General features: G+C 63.5%; 14 protein-coding genes and 1 pseudogene. 14 read left to right on the top strand and 1 reads right to left on the bottom strand.

The features are described from left to right. Positions 1–20: 20 nt before the first annotated feature. Complete coding sequence (locus NKJ75_RS01510) at positions 21–1175, bottom strand: dihydrodipicolinate synthase family protein (protein WP_023744189.1); 1155 nt, start codon at positions 1173–1175, stop codon at positions 21–23. A 229-nt stretch (positions 1176–1404) separates the two neighbouring features. On the opposite strand from NKJ75_RS01510, the gene NKJ75_RS01505 reads away from it, so the two are divergent. The 14 genes and pseudogenes from NKJ75_RS01505 to NKJ75_RS01440 all read left to right on the top strand — a co-directional run. After that, entirely contained in the window at positions 1405–2463 is a 1059-nt protein-coding gene (locus NKJ75_RS01505; RefSeq protein WP_023744188.1) for a LacI family DNA-binding transcriptional regulator, read from the top strand. Beyond that, on the top strand, positions 2460–3470 hold the full coding sequence (locus tag NKJ75_RS01500; RefSeq protein ID WP_023833580.1) for a Gfo/Idh/MocA family protein: 1011 nt from the start codon (positions 2460–2462) through the stop codon (positions 3468–3470). Before NKJ75_RS01505 ends, NKJ75_RS01500 begins: the two co-directional genes overlap by 4 nt. Further along, entirely contained in the window at positions 3467–5068 is a 1602-nt protein-coding gene (locus tag NKJ75_RS01495) for an acyl CoA:acetate/3-ketoacid CoA transferase (RefSeq protein WP_023833581.1), read from the top strand. Before NKJ75_RS01500 ends, NKJ75_RS01495 begins: the two co-directional genes overlap by 4 nt. After that, entirely contained in the window at positions 5061–5837 is a 777-nt protein-coding gene (locus tag NKJ75_RS01490; RefSeq protein WP_023744185.1) for an enoyl-CoA hydratase/isomerase family protein, read from the top strand. Before NKJ75_RS01495 ends, NKJ75_RS01490 begins: the two co-directional genes overlap by 8 nt. A 10-nt stretch (positions 5838–5847) precedes the next feature. Then, positions 5848–7359 carry an aldehyde dehydrogenase family protein gene (locus NKJ75_RS01485; RefSeq protein WP_023833582.1) on the top strand — a complete coding sequence of 504 codons (1512 nt, stop codon included), beginning with the start codon at positions 5848–5850 and terminating at the stop codon, positions 7357–7359. Between the two features lie 58 nt (positions 7360–7417). After that, complete coding sequence (locus NKJ75_RS01480; RefSeq protein ID WP_032888198.1) at positions 7418–8671, top strand: ABC transporter substrate-binding protein; 1254 nt, start codon at positions 7418–7420, stop codon at positions 8669–8671. 253 nt (positions 8672–8924) lie between these two features. After that, entirely contained in the window at positions 8925–9875 is a 951-nt protein-coding gene (locus tag NKJ75_RS01475; RefSeq protein ID WP_023671182.1) for a carbohydrate ABC transporter permease, read from the top strand. Further along, positions 9872–10831, top strand: coding sequence for a carbohydrate ABC transporter permease (locus NKJ75_RS01470; RefSeq protein WP_023671181.1), 960 nt, complete (start codon positions 9872–9874; stop codon positions 10829–10831). The genes NKJ75_RS01475 and NKJ75_RS01470 overlap by 4 nt, the downstream gene beginning before the upstream one ends. Before the next feature lie 20 nt (positions 10832–10851). After that, positions 10852–11967, top strand: a complete 1116-nt coding sequence (locus tag NKJ75_RS01465) for an ABC transporter ATP-binding protein (protein WP_023671180.1) — start codon at positions 10852–10854, stop codon at positions 11965–11967. Positions 11968–11972: 5 nt separating this feature from the next. After that, complete coding sequence (locus tag NKJ75_RS01460) at positions 11973–13475, top strand: GMC oxidoreductase (RefSeq protein ID WP_023833583.1); 1503 nt, start codon at positions 11973–11975, stop codon at positions 13473–13475. Further along, complete coding sequence (locus NKJ75_RS01455) at positions 13472–14233, top strand: 3-ketoacyl-ACP reductase (RefSeq protein ID WP_023825182.1); 762 nt, start codon at positions 13472–13474, stop codon at positions 14231–14233. Before NKJ75_RS01460 ends, NKJ75_RS01455 begins: the two co-directional genes overlap by 4 nt. 12 nt (positions 14234–14245) lie before the next feature. Beyond that, positions 14246–15874 (top strand): GMC family oxidoreductase, encoded by a 1629-nt coding sequence (locus NKJ75_RS01450; protein WP_023833584.1) that lies wholly within the window; start codon positions 14246–14248, stop codon positions 15872–15874. Between the two features lie 20 nt (positions 15875–15894). Next, complete coding sequence (locus NKJ75_RS01445; RefSeq protein WP_023683219.1) at positions 15895–16212, top strand: Dabb family protein; 318 nt, start codon at positions 15895–15897, stop codon at positions 16210–16212. Positions 16213–16327: 115 nt separating this feature from the next. Next, positions 16328–16591 (top strand): annotated as a pseudogene (locus NKJ75_RS01440) (MFS transporter); the annotation flags it as partial. Positions 16592–16678 lie beyond the last annotated feature (87 nt).

Here is a 16678-nt window from a genome sequence, read left to right as displayed (position 1 = left end):
AGCCAGCGATTGTGTCGTTCTCAGGCACCTGCAACCGCGCAGAAATGCTTCATCCTGGCCAGCGCAAGCTCGGGATCGGCGAGCAACCCTGCCTGGTCGGCAAGGCGGAAGATGTCGGCATAGTGCAGGATGCCGCGCGCCGACTGCATGCCGCCGACCATGGCGAAATGGTCCTGATGGCCGTTGAGCCAGGCCATGAAGACGATGCCGGCCTTGTAATACTCCGTCGGCGCCTCGAAGATCTTGCGCGACAACGGCACTGTCGGCGCCATCAGCGCGTCATAGCCGGCGCGGTCGCCCTCAGCCAGTTTCGCCAGCGCCGCACTGGCGACCGGCGCGATGGCGTCGAAGATGCCGAGCAAGGCGTGCGAGTGCCGCTTCCCGTCGCCGGCAATCAGTACGGGATAGTTGAAATCGTCGCCAGTGAACATGACGACGCCTTCCGGCAGCCGGTTGCGCAAGGCAACTTCCTTGCCGGCATCGAGCAGCGATATCTTTATCCCCTCGACCTTATTAGCATGGCGCTCGATGATGGCGACGACGGTGTCGAGCGCGGCCTCGAAATTGCCGCTGCCCCAATAACCTTTCAGTGCCGGATCGAACATGTCGCCCAGCCAATGCAGGATGACCTTGCCGGATGCCTGGCTGAGGATGCGATCGTAGACGTGCACATAGTCATCTGAGCTCTTGGCCACGGCTGCCAGCGCCCGGCTTGCCATCATGATCGCCTTGCCGCCCTGCCCTTCTATGAAAGCGAACTGCTGCTCATAGGCGGCGGTCACCTCGTCGAGGGTTTTGGCAGCTCCCGGCGCCAGATGATCGGTGCCGGCGCCCGAGGCGAGGTCTGCGCCTTCGACGCTGCGCGCCTCGGCGATCGAGCGGCGGATCAATTCCTGCGCATTCGCCCAGTCGAAACCCATGCCGCGCTGGGAGGTGTCCATCGCCTCGGCGATGCGGAAGCCAAGCCGCCACAAATGATGCCGAAACGCCATCGTCTTGTCCCAATCGACCGCAGGCTTCGACCAGGGGTCGGTCATCGCGAAAGGATCGGCGACGACATGGGCCGCGGCATAGGCGATGCGCGGGAAAACCGCACCGATTACGGGCTCGACCGGACTGCCCGCCAGCTTGTAGCTGACGCGGCCGCCATTCTGCGTAGGCAGGGTGATATCCATGGCAACCTCCGTTTTCGGCATCCTATAAATGGAACGTTCCAATAAATCAAGAACCTTTATGATTGCGGCGATTGAACCGGTCCAAATGCCGAAGAAGGCTAAGAGTCCTTGCTAGGAACCACATTCATCACCTTATCGATCTCCGCAAGAATCCCGATTGACTCTCGGTTGGCAGAGTGATTAGAACGTTCCAATAGATTTGCCCATTTAAGCGGAGGAAACCACCGACATGGCCAGCCGGGCCAAGGCAACGATCCTGGACATCGCCCGCGAGGCTGGTGTGTCCAAATCGACGGTGTCGCTTGTGCTGCAAGGCTCAGGGCTGATCCGGCCTGAAACCGCGGTCAAGGTTCGCAAGGCGATCGAGGATGTCGGCTATGTCTACAACCGCGGCGCCGCCAATCTGCGCAAAGCCCATTCCAACGTCATCGGCATGGTCATCAACGATCTCACCAACCCCTTTTTCGCCGAACTGGCGGTCGGCATGGAGCGCGTCTTCCAGTCAGCCGGCATCGTGCCCTTCATCGCCAACACGGCGGAGAACCCGGTGCGCCAGGAAGAAGTGCTGAAGTCGCTGATGGAACAGGGCGTCGCAGGCCTGATCGTGTCACCGGCACGCGGCACCACGCCGGGCGCCTTCCGTCGCCTCGAGATGGCGGGCGTGCCGGTCGTCTTCGCCATGCGCCGCCTGCCGGACAGCCGCATCCCGGTGATCGCTCCTGACAACCATCGCGGCGCGTATCTCGCCGCCGCCCATCTGATCGGCAAGGGCCATCGCCGGCTGGCCTTCTTCGGCGGCACCTCCGACCTGGTCGTCTATCAGGAGCGCCTGGGCGGTTTTCGTGAAGCTTGCGAGACATTGGGCATGGCCAGACGCGACGTGCTTGTCGTCGAAGGCGAGACCAGCCGCAGGGGCGGGATCGCCTGCCTGGAAACCGCCCTTGCCATGGCCGAGCCGCCGACGGCGGCGCTGTGCTTCAACGACGCCGTCGCCTTCGGCGTCATGCTGGCGCTGCGCAAGCGCTGGCTGGAGCCCGGCGCGGATTTCGCCGTCGTCGGCTTCGACGACGTGGTCGAGGCCGAGCATTATATGCCGGCGCTGACCAGCGTCTCGGTGGACACACCCGGCCTCGGCGAACGCGCCGCCCACGTCATGCTGAAGATGATCCAGTCGCGCATCACGCATGCCGAGGACCATATCGGCGCCGTCAATCTAGTCGTCAGGGACAGCTGCGGTCCCGATCGCGGCGCCCAGGACACATCAGCAGGAATGGGAGACGCGGCATGAGCGTCAAATGGGGACTGATCGGCGCCAGCACGATCGCCAAACAGTTCATGATCAACGCCATCCGCGCGCAAGAGGGTGGCGAGATCGCGGCGGTGATGAGCTCCAGTCCGCAGCGCGCCAAGACTTATGCCGCGGAACAGAATATTCCGCTTGCCGTCTCGAGGCTGGACGACCTGCTCGGCGCCGAAATCGACGCCGTCTACATCTCGACCACCAATGAACTGCATCTCGAACAGGCATTGGCTGCGATCAAGGCGGGAAAGCATGTTCTGTGCGAAAAGCCGCTGGCGCTGAACAGCGCCGACGCGCGCACAATGGTCGCCGCCGCCAAGGAAGCCGGTGTCGTGCTTGGCACCAATCATCATCTGCGCAATGCCGGCGCCCACCGCGCCATGCGCGACGCCATATCAGCCGGCCATATCGGCAAGCCGATTGCCGCGCGCGTCTTCCATTCCGTCTATTTGCCGGAAAACCTGCAGGGCTGGCGCATTACCAAGCCTGAGTCCGGCGGCGGCGTGGTGCTCGACATCACCGTGCATGATGCCGACACGCTGCGCTTCGTGCTCGGCGACGACCCGGTCGAGATTTCGGCCTTCACCCAGTTGGCCGGCATGGCCAGCAGCGGGCTGGAAGACGGCGCCATGTGCATCTGGCGCTTCGGGTCGGGCATCATCGCCCAGTCGCATGAAGGCTTCACAACCAAGTTCGCCGATACCGGCTTTGAGGTGCATGGTTCCGAAGGTTCGCTGGTCGCAAAAAATGTGATGACGCAGAAGCCAGTCGGCTCGGTGCTGCTACGCACCGCCAAAGGCGAGGAAGAACTGAGCTTCGACCGAGAAGACCTCTACGCCAGGTCGCTGCGCCAGTTCCATGCCGCCATGCGTGGAGAAGGCCAGCCCTCCGCCACCGGCGAGGACGGCGTCTGGTCGCTGGCCTCAGCCGAAGCAGCGTTGCAGTCGGCAAAGTCCGGCAAGGCCGTCACTATCGATCCGAAAGGTGTCGTGTGAGCAAGCTCGTCTCCGCCGCTGAAGCAGCAAGCCTCATCAAGGACGGCATGACCGTCTCCGTCTCGTCGTCGAGCGGCCTTGGCTGCCCTGACGCCGTCCTGGCTGCCATCGGCGAGCGCTTCGACGCCGAAGGCCATCCGAAAGACATCACCACGCTGCATCCGATCGCCGCCGGCGACATGTATGGCATCAAGGGCATCGACCATCTGGCCAAGCCCGGCTTGTTGAAGCGCACGCTCTGCGGCTCCTATCCCTCAGGCCCCTCCTCGTCCGAGCCGCCGCAGATATGGAAGATGATCGGCGACAATTCGGTCGCCGCCTACAACGTGCCCTCCGGCATCCTTTTCGACATGCACCGCGAGGCCGCCGCCAAGCGGCCGGGCGTGCTGACCAAGGTCGGCCTCGACACTTTTGCCGACCCGCGCCACCAGGGCTGCGCCATGAATGAGGCTGCAAGCGAGCCGATCGTCTCGGTGCAGCAGTTCGACGGCGAGGAATGGCTCTATTTCCGCTCGATCGTGCCCAACGTTTCGATCATCCGCGCCACCACCGCCGACGAGCGCGGCAACCTCACTTACGAGCATGAAGGCGCCTATTTGGGCGGCCTCGAACAGGCGCTCGCCGCGCGCAACAATGGCGGCATCGTCATTGCGCAGGTCAAGCGCGTCGTCGAGAACGGCACGCTGAAGCCGCATGACGTGCGCGTGCCCGGCGTGCTGGTAGACCACATCGTGGTGGCGCCGAACCAGTTGCAGACGACGTTGACGCCTTACGACCCGGCGATTTCGGGCGAGATCTTCCGGCCGTTGTCCAGCTTCCGCAACGCTGAGATGAACGTCCAGAAAGTAATCGCGCGCCGCGTCGCCATGGAATTGCGCGACGGCATGGCGGTCAATATCGGCTTCGGCATCTCGGCAAACGTGCCGCGTATCCTTCTCGAGGAAGACCAGCACGGCAAAGTCACCTGGGTGATCGAGCAGGGCGCCGTCGGCGGCGTGCCGCTGCTCGACTTCAAGTTCGGCTGCGCTTCCAATGCCGAGGCGATCATGCCCTCGCCGCACCAGTTCATCTATTTCCAGGCCGGCGGCTTCGATGCCTCGCTGCTCTCCTTCTTGCAGATCGACCGCCATGGCTCCGTCAACGTGTCGAAACTCTCGGCCCGGCCACATGTCACCGCCGGGGCCGGCGGCTTTGTCGACATCACGGCACGGGCGAAAAAGATCGTCTTCTCCGGCTTCTTCAATGCCGGCGCAAAACTGTCGCTCGCCGATGGCGGCATTCGCATCGATGCAGAAGGCAAGGTGAAGAAGGTGGTCAACGAGGTCGAGCACATCTCCTTCTCCGGCAAGCGCGCCGTCGCACAAGGGCAGGACATCACCTACGTCACCGAGCGCTGCGTGATGAAGCTGACGCCGGACGGTCTGATGGTGACGGAACTGGCGCCTGGCATCGACCTCGAACGCGATGTGCTGGCGCAGTCCGAAACACCGCTCGGCGTCGCCAACGACCTCAAGGTGACACCGGCGGCGCTGTACCAGGATCGGCCGATCGGCCTGTCGCTGAATGGCGGCGCTTCTCTCGGAGGCGCGCATGGCTGAGCGCCTCGTCACCTTCGAGCAGGACGGCGCCATCGGTATCGTCACGCTGCGCCGGCCGGAGAAGTTCAACGCGCTGGACATTCCAATGCTGCGCGCGCTCGAGACAGCGCTCGACGAAGCCGAAATGGCTGAAGGCGTGCGCGTCGCGCTGATCCGCGGCGAAGGCAAGGGCTTTTGCGCCGGCGGCGATGTCGAGGCCTGGGGCGAGATGAGCGCTGCCGACTTTCAGGTGCAATGGGTGCGCTACGGCCACCGCGTCTTCGACCGACTGGCGCGGCTGCGGCAACCGACCATCGCGGTGCTTTCCGGCCATGCGTTGGGTGGCGGGCTGGAGCTGGCAGTCGCCTGCGACTTCCGTGTCGCCGAAACGCAGGTGAAGCTCGGCTTTCCCGAGACATCGATCGGCGTCGTCCCCGGCTGGTCCGGCACGCAGCGCGCCGTGCGCCGCTTCGGGGCGCAGATCGTGCGCCGCATGGCGCTCGGCGGCGAGGTCTTTGCCGCCCCCGACGCGCTCGCCCTCGGCATTGTCGATCGTGTGGTCGAGACCGGCCAGGCGCTGGCAGAGGCCAGGACTTGGGCCGAAAAAATCGCCGGGCGCGGGCCGCTCGCAACCGAAGCCGCCAAGCTGATGATCGCAGTCGCCGAAGGCGAGGAAAGTGCGGCCGCCACCGAGGCGCTCGCCAGCGGCTTCGTTGCGCTGACCGGCGACCTCAAAGCCGGCGTGAGCGCCTTCAAGGCCAAGCAGAGGCCGGCCTTTTCCAGATCTTAGAGAAAGCATGATGAACGCACCGCTCAACATTTCCATGCCGGCCGAGGCGTCCAAGGCGCCGAAGGTTTACAAGCTCCTGATCGACGGCAAGCATGTCGATGCCCGTGACGGCCGCACGATTGCGCGCAACAGCCCCGGCCATGGCTTCACCGTTTCGCGCTATGCGCAGGCCGGCGAGGCCGAGGTGGAGGCGGCCATGCAGGCCGCGCACAAGGCATTCGAGACCGGCCCGTGGCCGCGCACGAAGGCGGCCGAGCGCGCAGCCATCCTGCTCAAGACGGCCGACCTGATCGAGGCCCAGCTCGAAGACATCGCCCGACTCGATGCGCTGGAATCCGGCAAGCCGATCGCCCAGGCGCGCGGCGAGATCGGCGGCGCCATCGACATCTGGCGCTATGCCGCCTCGCTCGCCCGCACGCTGCACGGCGAAAGCTACGCCAATCTCGGCGACGCCATGCTGGGCGTGGTCCTGCGCGAGCCGATCGGCGTCGTCTCGATCATCACCCCGTGGAATTTCCCGTTCCTGATCGTCAGCCAGAAACTGCCCTTCGCGCTCGCCGCCGGCTGCACCGCGGTGGTCAAGCCGAGCGAAATGACCTCGGCCTCGACCTTCGTGCTCGGCGACATCCTGATGCAGGCCGGCCTGCCCGCGGGCGTCGTCAACATCCTGGCCGGCCTCGGCGCCGATGTCGGGGGGCCGATGGTCAGCCATCCGCTGGTCGAGATGGTGTCGTTCACCGGCTCTACCCGCGTCGGCAAGATGACCATGGCTTCCGCCGCGCAGTCGCTGAAGAAAGTCTCGATGGAGCTCGGCGGCAAGAACGGCCAGATCGTCTTCCCCGATGCCGATCTCGAGGCGGCCGCTGACGCAGCAGTGTTCGGCGGCTTCTTCAACGCCGGCGAATGCTGCAATGCCGGCAGTCGGCTGATCGTGCATGAAGCCATCGCCGACGATTTCCTCGCCACTGTCAAGGCCCTGACCGCCAAGGTAACGGTCGGCGACCCACTCGACGACCGAACCAAGGTTGGCGCGATGATTTCCGCCGACCATCTGACCAAGGTCGCAGATTACGTTGCGGCAGCAGCAAAAGACGGCAGCAATGTCTATAGCGGTGGCGGCCAATTGGCGTCCAATGCCGGCCAGTACCTCGATCCGACCATCATTCGCGGCGTTACCGAAGACATGGCTATTGCGCGCGAGGAAGTGTTTGGCCCGGTGCTCTCCGTGCTGACTTTTGGATCGATTGAAAAGGCGTTGCACATCGCCAACAACACGCCCTATGGTCTGTCGGCAGGGGTGTGGAGCGCCAGCATCGACACTTGTATGTCGGTGGCGCGTGGTGTGCGTTCGGGGACCGTTTGGGTGAACACATTCATGGAAGGCTTTCCCGAGCTGCCATTCGGGGGCTACAAGCAGTCCGGCATCGGACGCGAACTCGGCAAACGCGCTGTCGAGGATTATACCGAGGAAAAGACAATCCAGTTTCATCGCGGCCAGCGCACCGGTTGGTGGGTCGGCTGAGTTTGGAAGAACCCGGTGGGCTTCCACCGGTCGTGTAATGCAACAAGGGAGGTAGAACATGTTGCGCAAAATGCTTATCGGAACGGCTCTGGCGACGGCCTTTGCTTTCTCGGCCCATGCCGAGGACGTCAAGGAAGTGCAGATGCTGCATTGGTGGACGTCGGGCGGCGAAGCGGCTGCTCTCAACGTCCTCAAGGGCGACCTTGCCAAGGAAGGCTATGCCTGGAAGGACGTGCCGGTGGCCGGTGGTGGCGGCGACGCCGCCATGACTGCGCTGAAGGCGATGGTCGCGGCCGGCAATTACCCGACCGCGTCGCAGATGCTCGGCTACACCGTGCTCGACTATGCGGCGGCCGGCGTCATGGGCGACCTGACCGAGACGGCGAAGAAGGAAGGCTGGGACAAGTCGGTTCCGGCAGCCCTGCAGAAGTTCTCCGTCTATGACGGCAAGTGGGTCGCTGCTCCAGTCAACGTCCACTCCGTCAACTGGCTGTGGATCAACAAGGCGGTGATGGACAAGATCGGCGGCACCGAGCCAAAGACCTTCGACGACTTCGTCGCCCTGCTCGACAAAGCCAAGGCGGCTGGCGTTATTCCGCTCGCCCTTGGCGGCCAGAACTGGCAGGAAGCCACCATGTTCGACTCGGTTGTGCTGTCGACCGGCGGACCTGAGTTCTACAAGAAGGCCTTCAACGACCTCGACGACGAGTCCCTCAAGTCGGACACGATGAAGAAGTCGTTCGACAACCTCGCCAAGCTCGTCACCTATGTCGACCCGAACTTCTCGGGCCGCGACTGGAACCTTGCCACCGCCATGGTCATCAAGGGCGATGCCCTGGTGCAGGTGATGGGTGACTGGGCCAAGGGCGAGTTCAACGCCGCCAAGAAAACGCCGGGCACCGACTTCCTGTGCTATCGCTTCCCGGGCACGGAAGGCTCGGTGGTCTACAACTCCGACATGTTCGGCATGTTCAACGTTCCGGACGACCGCAAGGCCGCCCAGGTCGCGTTGGCCACCGCCACCCTGTCGAAGAGCTTCCAGTCGGCCTTCAACGTCGTCAAGGGTTCGGTTCCCGCCCGTACCGACGTTCCGGACACCGACTTCGACGCGTGCGGCAAGAAGGGCATCGCCGACCTGAAGGCTGCCAACGAAGGCGGCACACTGTTCGGCTCGCTTGCCCAGGGCTATGGCGCGCCTCCGGCGGTCGCCAATGCCTACAAGGACGTCGTTTCGAAGTTCGTCCACGGTCAGATCAAGACCTCGGACGAAGCCGTGACCGAACTGGTCAAGGCAATCGACGACGCCAAGTAAGCCCTGGCCAGCAAGACACCTTTCCCGCTTCGGCGGGGAAGGGTCGCCTCAGGATTGGCCGGCTGGCGCAATTCCAGGAAAAGTGTGAGCGGTTTTCCGGCCGGAATTGCGTAAAAGAAAGAGTTAGAGAGGTTCGCCGTTTCCGTGAAACGGTGAAACCCTCTTGAACACCATGCCGACCAGAGACCCGTATGCACGGGGCCGCCTTGCCTCCTGACGGCAGAGCACGGACGACCCTAACGGGAGGAGCCTCATGAGCAGTGTAGCGACGACCCAGATCAAGCTGACACCCGAGCGGTCTCGCCCCTCCGTGCGCGCGCGATTGCAGGACGCGCTGCCGAAGATCGTGCTGGCGCCGAGCTTCGCCATCACCATCGTCTTCGTCTATGGCTTTATCCTGTGGACTGTCTATCTGTCCTTCACCAATTCCAAGACCTTCCCGTCCTATGTCATTACCGGACCACGCGCGTATCTACGGCTGTGGGGCTGGACGTTCGACTCCGACCCGCCATCGAGCTGGTACACGTCGATCGTCAATATGGGCATTTTTGGCTTTCTCTACATCGCCATCTGCCTGGCGCTCGGCCTGTTCCTGGCCATCCTGCTCGACCAGAAGATTCGCGGCGAAGGCGTGTTGCGGCCGATCTATCTCTACCCGATGGCGCTGTCCTTCATCGTCACCGGCGTCGCCTGGAAATGGTTCCTCGACCCCGGCCTCGGTCTTGAGCAGACCTTGCATCAGTGGGGCTGGACGAGCTTCCATTTCGACTGGATCAAGAACAAGGATTTCGTCATCTACACGGTGGTCATTGCCGGCGTCTGGCAGGCCTCCGGCTTCATCATGGCGATGTTCCTGGCCGGCCTGCGTGGCATTGACGGCGAGATCATGAAGGCGGCGCAGATCGACGGTGCCACCACCTTTCAGCTCTACCGCCGCATCGTCATTCCGCTGCTGCGGCCAATCTTCCTGTCGGCCTTCATCGTGCTCGCGCACCTTGCCATCAAGTCCTACGATCTCGTGGTGGCGCTGACCAGCGGCGGCCCCGGTGGCTCGGCCTGGCTGCCGTCCAACTTCATGTATGAGTACACCTTCAAGCGCAACGAAATGGCCGTCGGCTCGGCCAGTGCCGTGATCATGCTGATGACCATCGTCGCCATCATCGTGCCCTATCTCTATTCCGAACTGCGGGAGAAGCCGCGATGAGCGCTGTCGCCACCCCTGCCCGCCCCGCTGCTTCCCAAAAGGCCTCCGGCGGCATGAGCACCAAGACCCTCAACCGCATCGTCATCTACGGGCTTCTGGCGCTGTTTGCGCTGTTTTATCTGATGCCGCTGTTCGTCATGCTGGTGACCTCGTTCAAGACCATGGACGAGATCCAGAACGGCAACATGCTGGCGTTGCCCACGGCGCCGACCTTCGACCCGTGGCTGAAGGCCTGGGGCGAGACCTGCGTCGGCCTCACCTGCGCCGGCATCAAGGGCTATTTCTGGAACTCGATCAAGATGGTGGTTCCAGCCGTACTGATCTCGACCATGCTCGGCGCGCTCAACGGCTACGTCTTGACCAAATGGCGTTTTCGCGGCGCCACGCTGGTGTTCGGGCTGATGCTGTTTGCCTGCTTCATTCCGTTCCAGTCGGTGCTGCTGCCGATGGCGACCATCCTCGGCAGCCTGGGACGTTTCGGCGTGAAGCTGCAGAATGCGACGGGTACGAGTTTCGGTCTCGGCAATCCGACGGTCAACCTGGTCTTCGTCCATGTCGTCTACGGCATCGGCTTCACTACACTGTTTTTCCGCAACTATTACGAGGCATTCCCGAACGAGCTGATCAAGGCCGCACAGGTCGACGGCGCCTCCTTCTTCCAGATCTTCCGCCGCATCATGCTGCCGAACTCGATGCCGATCTTCGTCGTCACCGTCATCTACCAGTTCACCAACATCTGGAACGACTTCCTGTTCGCTTCGGCTTACGCCGGCACAGGCGACTCCATGCCGATGACGGTGGCGCTCAACAACGTCGTCAACACCTCGACCGGCGTCGTCGAATACAACGTCAACATGGCGGCCGCGATGATCGCGGCTCTGCCCACCCTGATCGTCTATGTCGTCGCCGGCCGCTATTTCGTGCGCGGGCTGATGGCTGGCGCGGTCAAGGGCTGATCAATTCGGAAGGAACGACCATGGCTTTTCTGGAAATTGATGGGCTGAAGAAGCGCTTCGGGAATGTCGAGATCCTGAAGGGCATCGATGTCGAGCTCGAAAAGGGCGGCTTCCTGGTGCTGGTCGGCCCGTCCGGCTGCGGCAAGTCCACCTTGCTCAACACGATTGCCGGCCTGGAGCAGATCACCGAGGGCGAAATCCGCGTCGACGGCCGCGCCATCAACGATCTGCACCCATCCAAGCGCGACATCGCCATGGTGTTCCAGAGCTATGCGCTCTATCCGAACATGACGGTGGCCGGAAACATCTCCTTCGGCATGGAGATGCGCGGCGTGCCGGCCGACGAACGCCAAAAGGCGATCGACAAGGTGGCCAAGGTCCTGCAGATCGGCCACCTCCTGCAGCGCAAGCCGAGCCAGCTTTCCGGCGGCCAGCGCCAGCGCGTCGCCATGGGCCGGGCGCTGGTGCGCGACCCCAAGCTGTTCCTGTTCGACGAGCCTTTGTCCAACCTCGACGCCAAATTGCGCGTTGACATGCGCATCGAGATCAAGCGCCTGCATGCCACCACCGGCACAACCATCGTCTACGTCACCCACGACCAGATCGAGGCGATGACGCTGGCTACCAAGATCGCCGTCATGCGCGACGGCGAGGTGCAGCAGTTCGGCACCCCGGCCGAGATCTACAACAACCCGACCAATTTGTTCGTCGCCGACTTCATGGGTTCGCCAGCGATGAACCTGATCCCGGCGACCATTGCCACGTCGGGCAATGCGCTGTCCGTCGTGTTGGAGCGCGAGGCGCGCGAGCCGATCACGCTGCCGATGGCCAACGCGCCGGCGGGTCTTTCGGCATTCCAGGGCAAGCCGATCATCTTCGGCGTGCGCCCGGAAGCGCTGACCGATCCGGAAGGTGCGGAACGCAACGCCTCCAACATTGCCACTGCCGACCTGCACATCGAAGTGGTCGAGCCGGCAGGGTCCGACACGTTCGCGGTGACCAATCTCGGCGGCAAGGGCGTGGTGGCGCGGTTGCGGGCCGACGCCAACATCCAGCCGGGCACCAGCACGCCGCTCGCCTTCAACCTGACCAAGGCCGTGTTCTTCGATCCGGCGACCGAACACCGCATCCGCTGATCGAGATGGTCAGCCCCGATATCGTCATCATCGGCTCCGGCATCGGCGGCGCTACGATCGCTTCCGGCCTGGCCGGCAGCGGCGCCTCGGTCCTGATGCTGGAGCGCGGCGAGCCCTTGCCGGCAACGCCGCATGCCCGCGACACGCGCTCGATCTTCGTCGATGGCCACTACCGTCCGAAGGAGATGTGGCGCGAGCCCGGCGGCGGCGCCTTCAACCCCGGCAATTACTACTATGTCGGCGGCAATTCGAAATTCTACGGCGCGGTGCTGATCCGCTACCGCAAAGAGGATTTCGCCGCCATGGAGCACTTCGGTGGCGTCTCGCCGGCATGGCCGTTTTCCTACGATGAATTCGAGCCTTGGTATTCGAAAGCCGAGCAGCTGTTTCGCGTCCGCGGCTCGCTCGGCGAGGACCCGACCGAACCGTTCCACTCGATCCCCTATGCTTTCAAGCCGGTGCCCGACGAAGCGCCGATTGCGCGCGCCCGCGCCGAGCTGAAGGGACTGGGCCTGCACCCCGCCTCGCTGCCGCTCGGCGTCGACATCGACACCTGGCTGAAAGAGGGCAAGACCGGCTGGGACGCATTCCCCAACACCGCCCAGGGCAAGGTTGATGCGCAGACCGGACCGCTGACGGCTGCACTCAAGGACAGCAATATCCGGCTCGAAACCGGCTGCCATGTCGAATATCTCGAAGCGTCGTCCGACGGCAAAAGCATCGCTGCCGTTCACTACCGTCAGAATGGCGAGCTGAAGAAAGTCGCGCCGAAGCTGGTCATCCTGTCCGCCGGCGCGGTCAATTCCGCCGTCATCCTGCTGCGCTCGCCTTCACCAGATGGCAAAGGCCTCGCCAACCGCTCCGACCAGGTCGGCCGCAATTTCATGAACCATAATTCGAGCGCCATGCTGGCGATCGATCCGCGCCGCAGGAACGACAGCGTCTACCAGAAGACGCTGATGCTGAATGACTACTATCTCTCCGACGGCAAAGGCGGCAAGCCGCTCGGCAACGTCCAGCTGCTCGGCAAGATCGACGGCAACATGTTGAAGGCCAACGTCAAACACGTGCCGAAATTCGCGCTCGATTACATGGCCGGTCACGCTGTCGACTGGTATCTGATGTGCGAGGATCTACCCGATCCGGAAAGCCGCATCATGGTCGACGGCAAGGACATCGTCATGCAATGGCGGCGCTCCAACATGCAGTCGCTGGACGGGCTGACCAGGGTGATGCGTGAGAACTTCCGCGCCTGCGGTTATCCCATCGTGCTGTCGCGTCCCTTCGACAAGCGCACGCCCTCGCACCAGTGCGGCACGGTGAAAATGGGCGACCATCCGGCGACGTCGCCGCTCGACCCTTTCTGCCGCGCCTTCGACCACCCGAACCTGTTCGTTGTCGACGCCAGTTTTTTGCCGAACTCGGCCGCCGTGAATCCGGCGCTGTCGATTGCGGCACAGGCGCTGCGCGTGGCCGAGCATATTCGCCGAACGGACCTCGCGGCATGACCCGCCCCGCAGCAATCGTCACCGGCGGTGCGCGCGGCATTGGGCTCGCCTGCGCCGAGGCGCTGGCCGGGGACGGCTTCGACATTTTGATCGCCGACCTTGCCGAACAAGCGCCGGACGAACTGGCCGCCAACATCACCGCACGGGGTGCGGAGTTCGCCTATGTCCGTTGTGATATCGCCAACCTCGAGGATCACACGGCCCTCGTCGACGCCGCCATACGTGCCTTCAGCCGCATCGACTGCCTCGTCAACAATGCCGGCGTCGGCGCCGTGGTGCGCGGCGACCTGCTGGAACTGACGCCCGAAAACTTCGACCGTGCGCTCGGCATCAATCTGCGCGGCACCGTATTCCTTAGCCAGGCCGTCGCCAAGGCGATGCTGGCGGCTCCCAGCAATCATCCGCGCTCGATCATCACCATCACCTCGGTCAGCGCCGATATGGCCTCGCCGGAACGCCCCGACTACTGCATCTCGAAAGCCGGCCTTTCGATGTGGGTGAAGAACCTGGCGCTACGGCTTGCGCCGGAAAACATCGGCGTGTTCGAACTGCGGCCCGGCATCATTCGCACCGACATGACCGCGAGCGTATCAGCCAAATACGACGCGCTTATCGACAGCGGCCTGGTGCCGGCAAAACGCTGGGGCGAAGCATCGGACATCGGCGCCGTGGTGGCGACGCTTGCCGCCGGCAAGCTCGGCTTTTCCACAGGCTCGATTATCAATGTCGACGGCGCGCTCTCCGTGCCTCGACTGTAGGTGGATAGAGTTATGACCGACTACATCATCGTAGGTGCCGGCCCGGCCGGCTGCGTTCTGGCCAACCGGCTGAGCGAGGATCCAGCGAATTCCGTGCTGCTGCTCGAGGCCGGCGGCAAGGACTGGCACCCCTACATCCACATGCCGGCGGGCTTTGCCAAGATGACCAAGGGCATCGCTTCCTGGGGCTGGTCGACTGTGCCGCAGAGGCACATGCAGGACCGCGTCTTCTGGTATACGCAGGCGAAGGTGGTCGGCGGCGGCTCGTCCATCAATGCCCAGATATACACGCGCGGCAACGCTCGCGACTACGACGCATGGGAGAAGGAAGAGGGCCTCGCGGGCTGGGGCTATCGCGACGTGCTGCCCTATTTCAAGCGCGCCGAGAACAACCAGCGCTTCGCCAACGATTTTCACGGCGACCAGGGGCCGCTCGGCGTGTCGAACCCGATTTCGCCGCTGCCGATTTGCGAGGCCTATTTCCGCGCCGGCCAAGAGATGGGCATCCCCTTCAACCCGGATTTCAACGGCGCTAGCCAGGAAGGCGTCGGCTACTACCAGCTGACCCAGAAGGACGCCCGGCGCTCATCCGCTTCGGTCGCCTATTTGAAGCCCATCCGCGCCCGCAAGAACCTGACGGTCCGAACCGATGTGCTGGTCACCCGCATCGTCGTCGAGAAAGGCCGCGCCACCGGCGTCGAGATCGTTGACAAACCCGGCGGCGAGAAGACCATCATGCGCGCCGAGCGCGAAGTGATCGTCTCGTCCGGCGCCATCGGTTCGCCGAAGCTGTTGATGCAGTCGGGCATCGGCCCGGCTGATCACCTGAAATCGGTCGGCGTGACGCCGGTGCATGATCTGCCCGGTGTCGGCTCCAACATGCAGGACCATCTCGATTTGTTCGTCATCGCCGAATGCACCGGCGACCACACCTATGACAACTACGCCAAGCTGCACCGCACCGCGTGGGCCGGCTTGCAGTATCTGCTGCTGAAGAAAGGGCCGGTCGCCTCCAGCCTGTTCGAGACCGGCGGCTTCTGGTACGCCGATCCGACCGCCGCCTCGCCCGACATCCAGTTCCATCTGGGACTCGGCTCCGGCATCGAGGCCGGCGTCGAGAGGTTGAAGAACCCCGGCGTGACCTTGAACTCGGCCTTCCTGCGCCCGCGCTCGCGCGGCACGGTGCGGCTGAGCAGCGCCGACCCGGCCGACCACCCGCTGATCGATCCCAACTATTGGTCGGACCCTTATGACCGCGCCATGTCGATCAAGGGCCTCAGGCTTGCGCGCGAGATCATGCGGCAGAAGGCGCTTGCACCTTACGTGTTGCGCGAGGTGCTGCCCGGACGATCGCTCGCCAGCGATGACGAGCTGATCGACTATGCCTGCCGCACCGCCAAGACCGACCATCACCCCGTGGGCACCTGCCGCATGGGCCATGACGATATGGCGGTGGTCACACCGGACCTGCGCCTGCGCGGCATCGAGGGCCTGCGCGTCTGCGATGCCTCGGTGATGCCGCGCGTGCCTTCCTCCAACACCAATGCGCCGACCATCATGGTCGGCGAAAAAGGCGCGGACATCATCCTCGGCCGCGAGCCGCTTCCGCCGGCGGTGTTCTCCGGCAATCGGGCCGCATAGCCACTTAGGAGAACGAACCAATGATCAGACACTGCGTCTTCGTACGCTTCCGCAGCGATGTGCCCGCCACCGAGCGCACGGCAATCCACGCCGATCTCGAAGCACTGCGCTCCGTCGTCGACGGCATGGACACGGTCCATTTCAGCACCAATGTCAGCCCGGAGCCGTTCGCGCGCGGCTTCAGCCATGCCTTCACCATCGACTTCCGCGATGCCGCCGCCCGCGACGCCTATCTCGTGCATGAAGCGCATCAGCGCGCCGGCGCCCGATTGGTCGCAGCGCTCGAAGGCGGCACCGACGGGCTGATGGTGTTCGATCTCGACATTACGAAAAAGTGACCGCGCTTCTTTCGAAAGCCGGCTGACGCCTGTTCTCTTTTGCGCCCCAAGGAACATATCGTTCCCCGGGGGCGTTTAGGAGGAACGTCGTGGCTCTCACCGCGCAGCAGAAGAAACCGTCCTTGCCTCCTTCCTCGGCTGGACGCTCGACGCTTTTGATTTCTTCCTTCTGACGTTCCTGCTCACCGATATCGCAACCGAATTCAACACTGACGTCCCGGCAGTCTCCAAAGCGTTGTTCCTGACGCTGGCGACACGCTTCATCGGCGCCTTCTTCTTCGGCAGGCTGGCCGACAAATATGGCCGCAAGCCCATTCTGATGCTCAACATCGTCAGCTATTCGGTGATCGGCGCGCTGGCTGCCTTCTCGCCCAATCTCGTGGCTACGCGCTGGCGCTGTTTGCCGGCGTGGTCGCCGTCTGCATCATCGTCGTCATCCGCTTCAGTCCGGAACGGCGCGGACAGG

The sequence above is a fragment of the Mesorhizobium sp. M0058 genome, from assembly GCF_040323095.1.
Taxonomy (GTDB): domain Bacteria; phylum Pseudomonadota; class Alphaproteobacteria; order Rhizobiales; family Rhizobiaceae; genus Mesorhizobium.
This window is presented reverse-complemented; position numbering and strand designations above follow the sequence as displayed.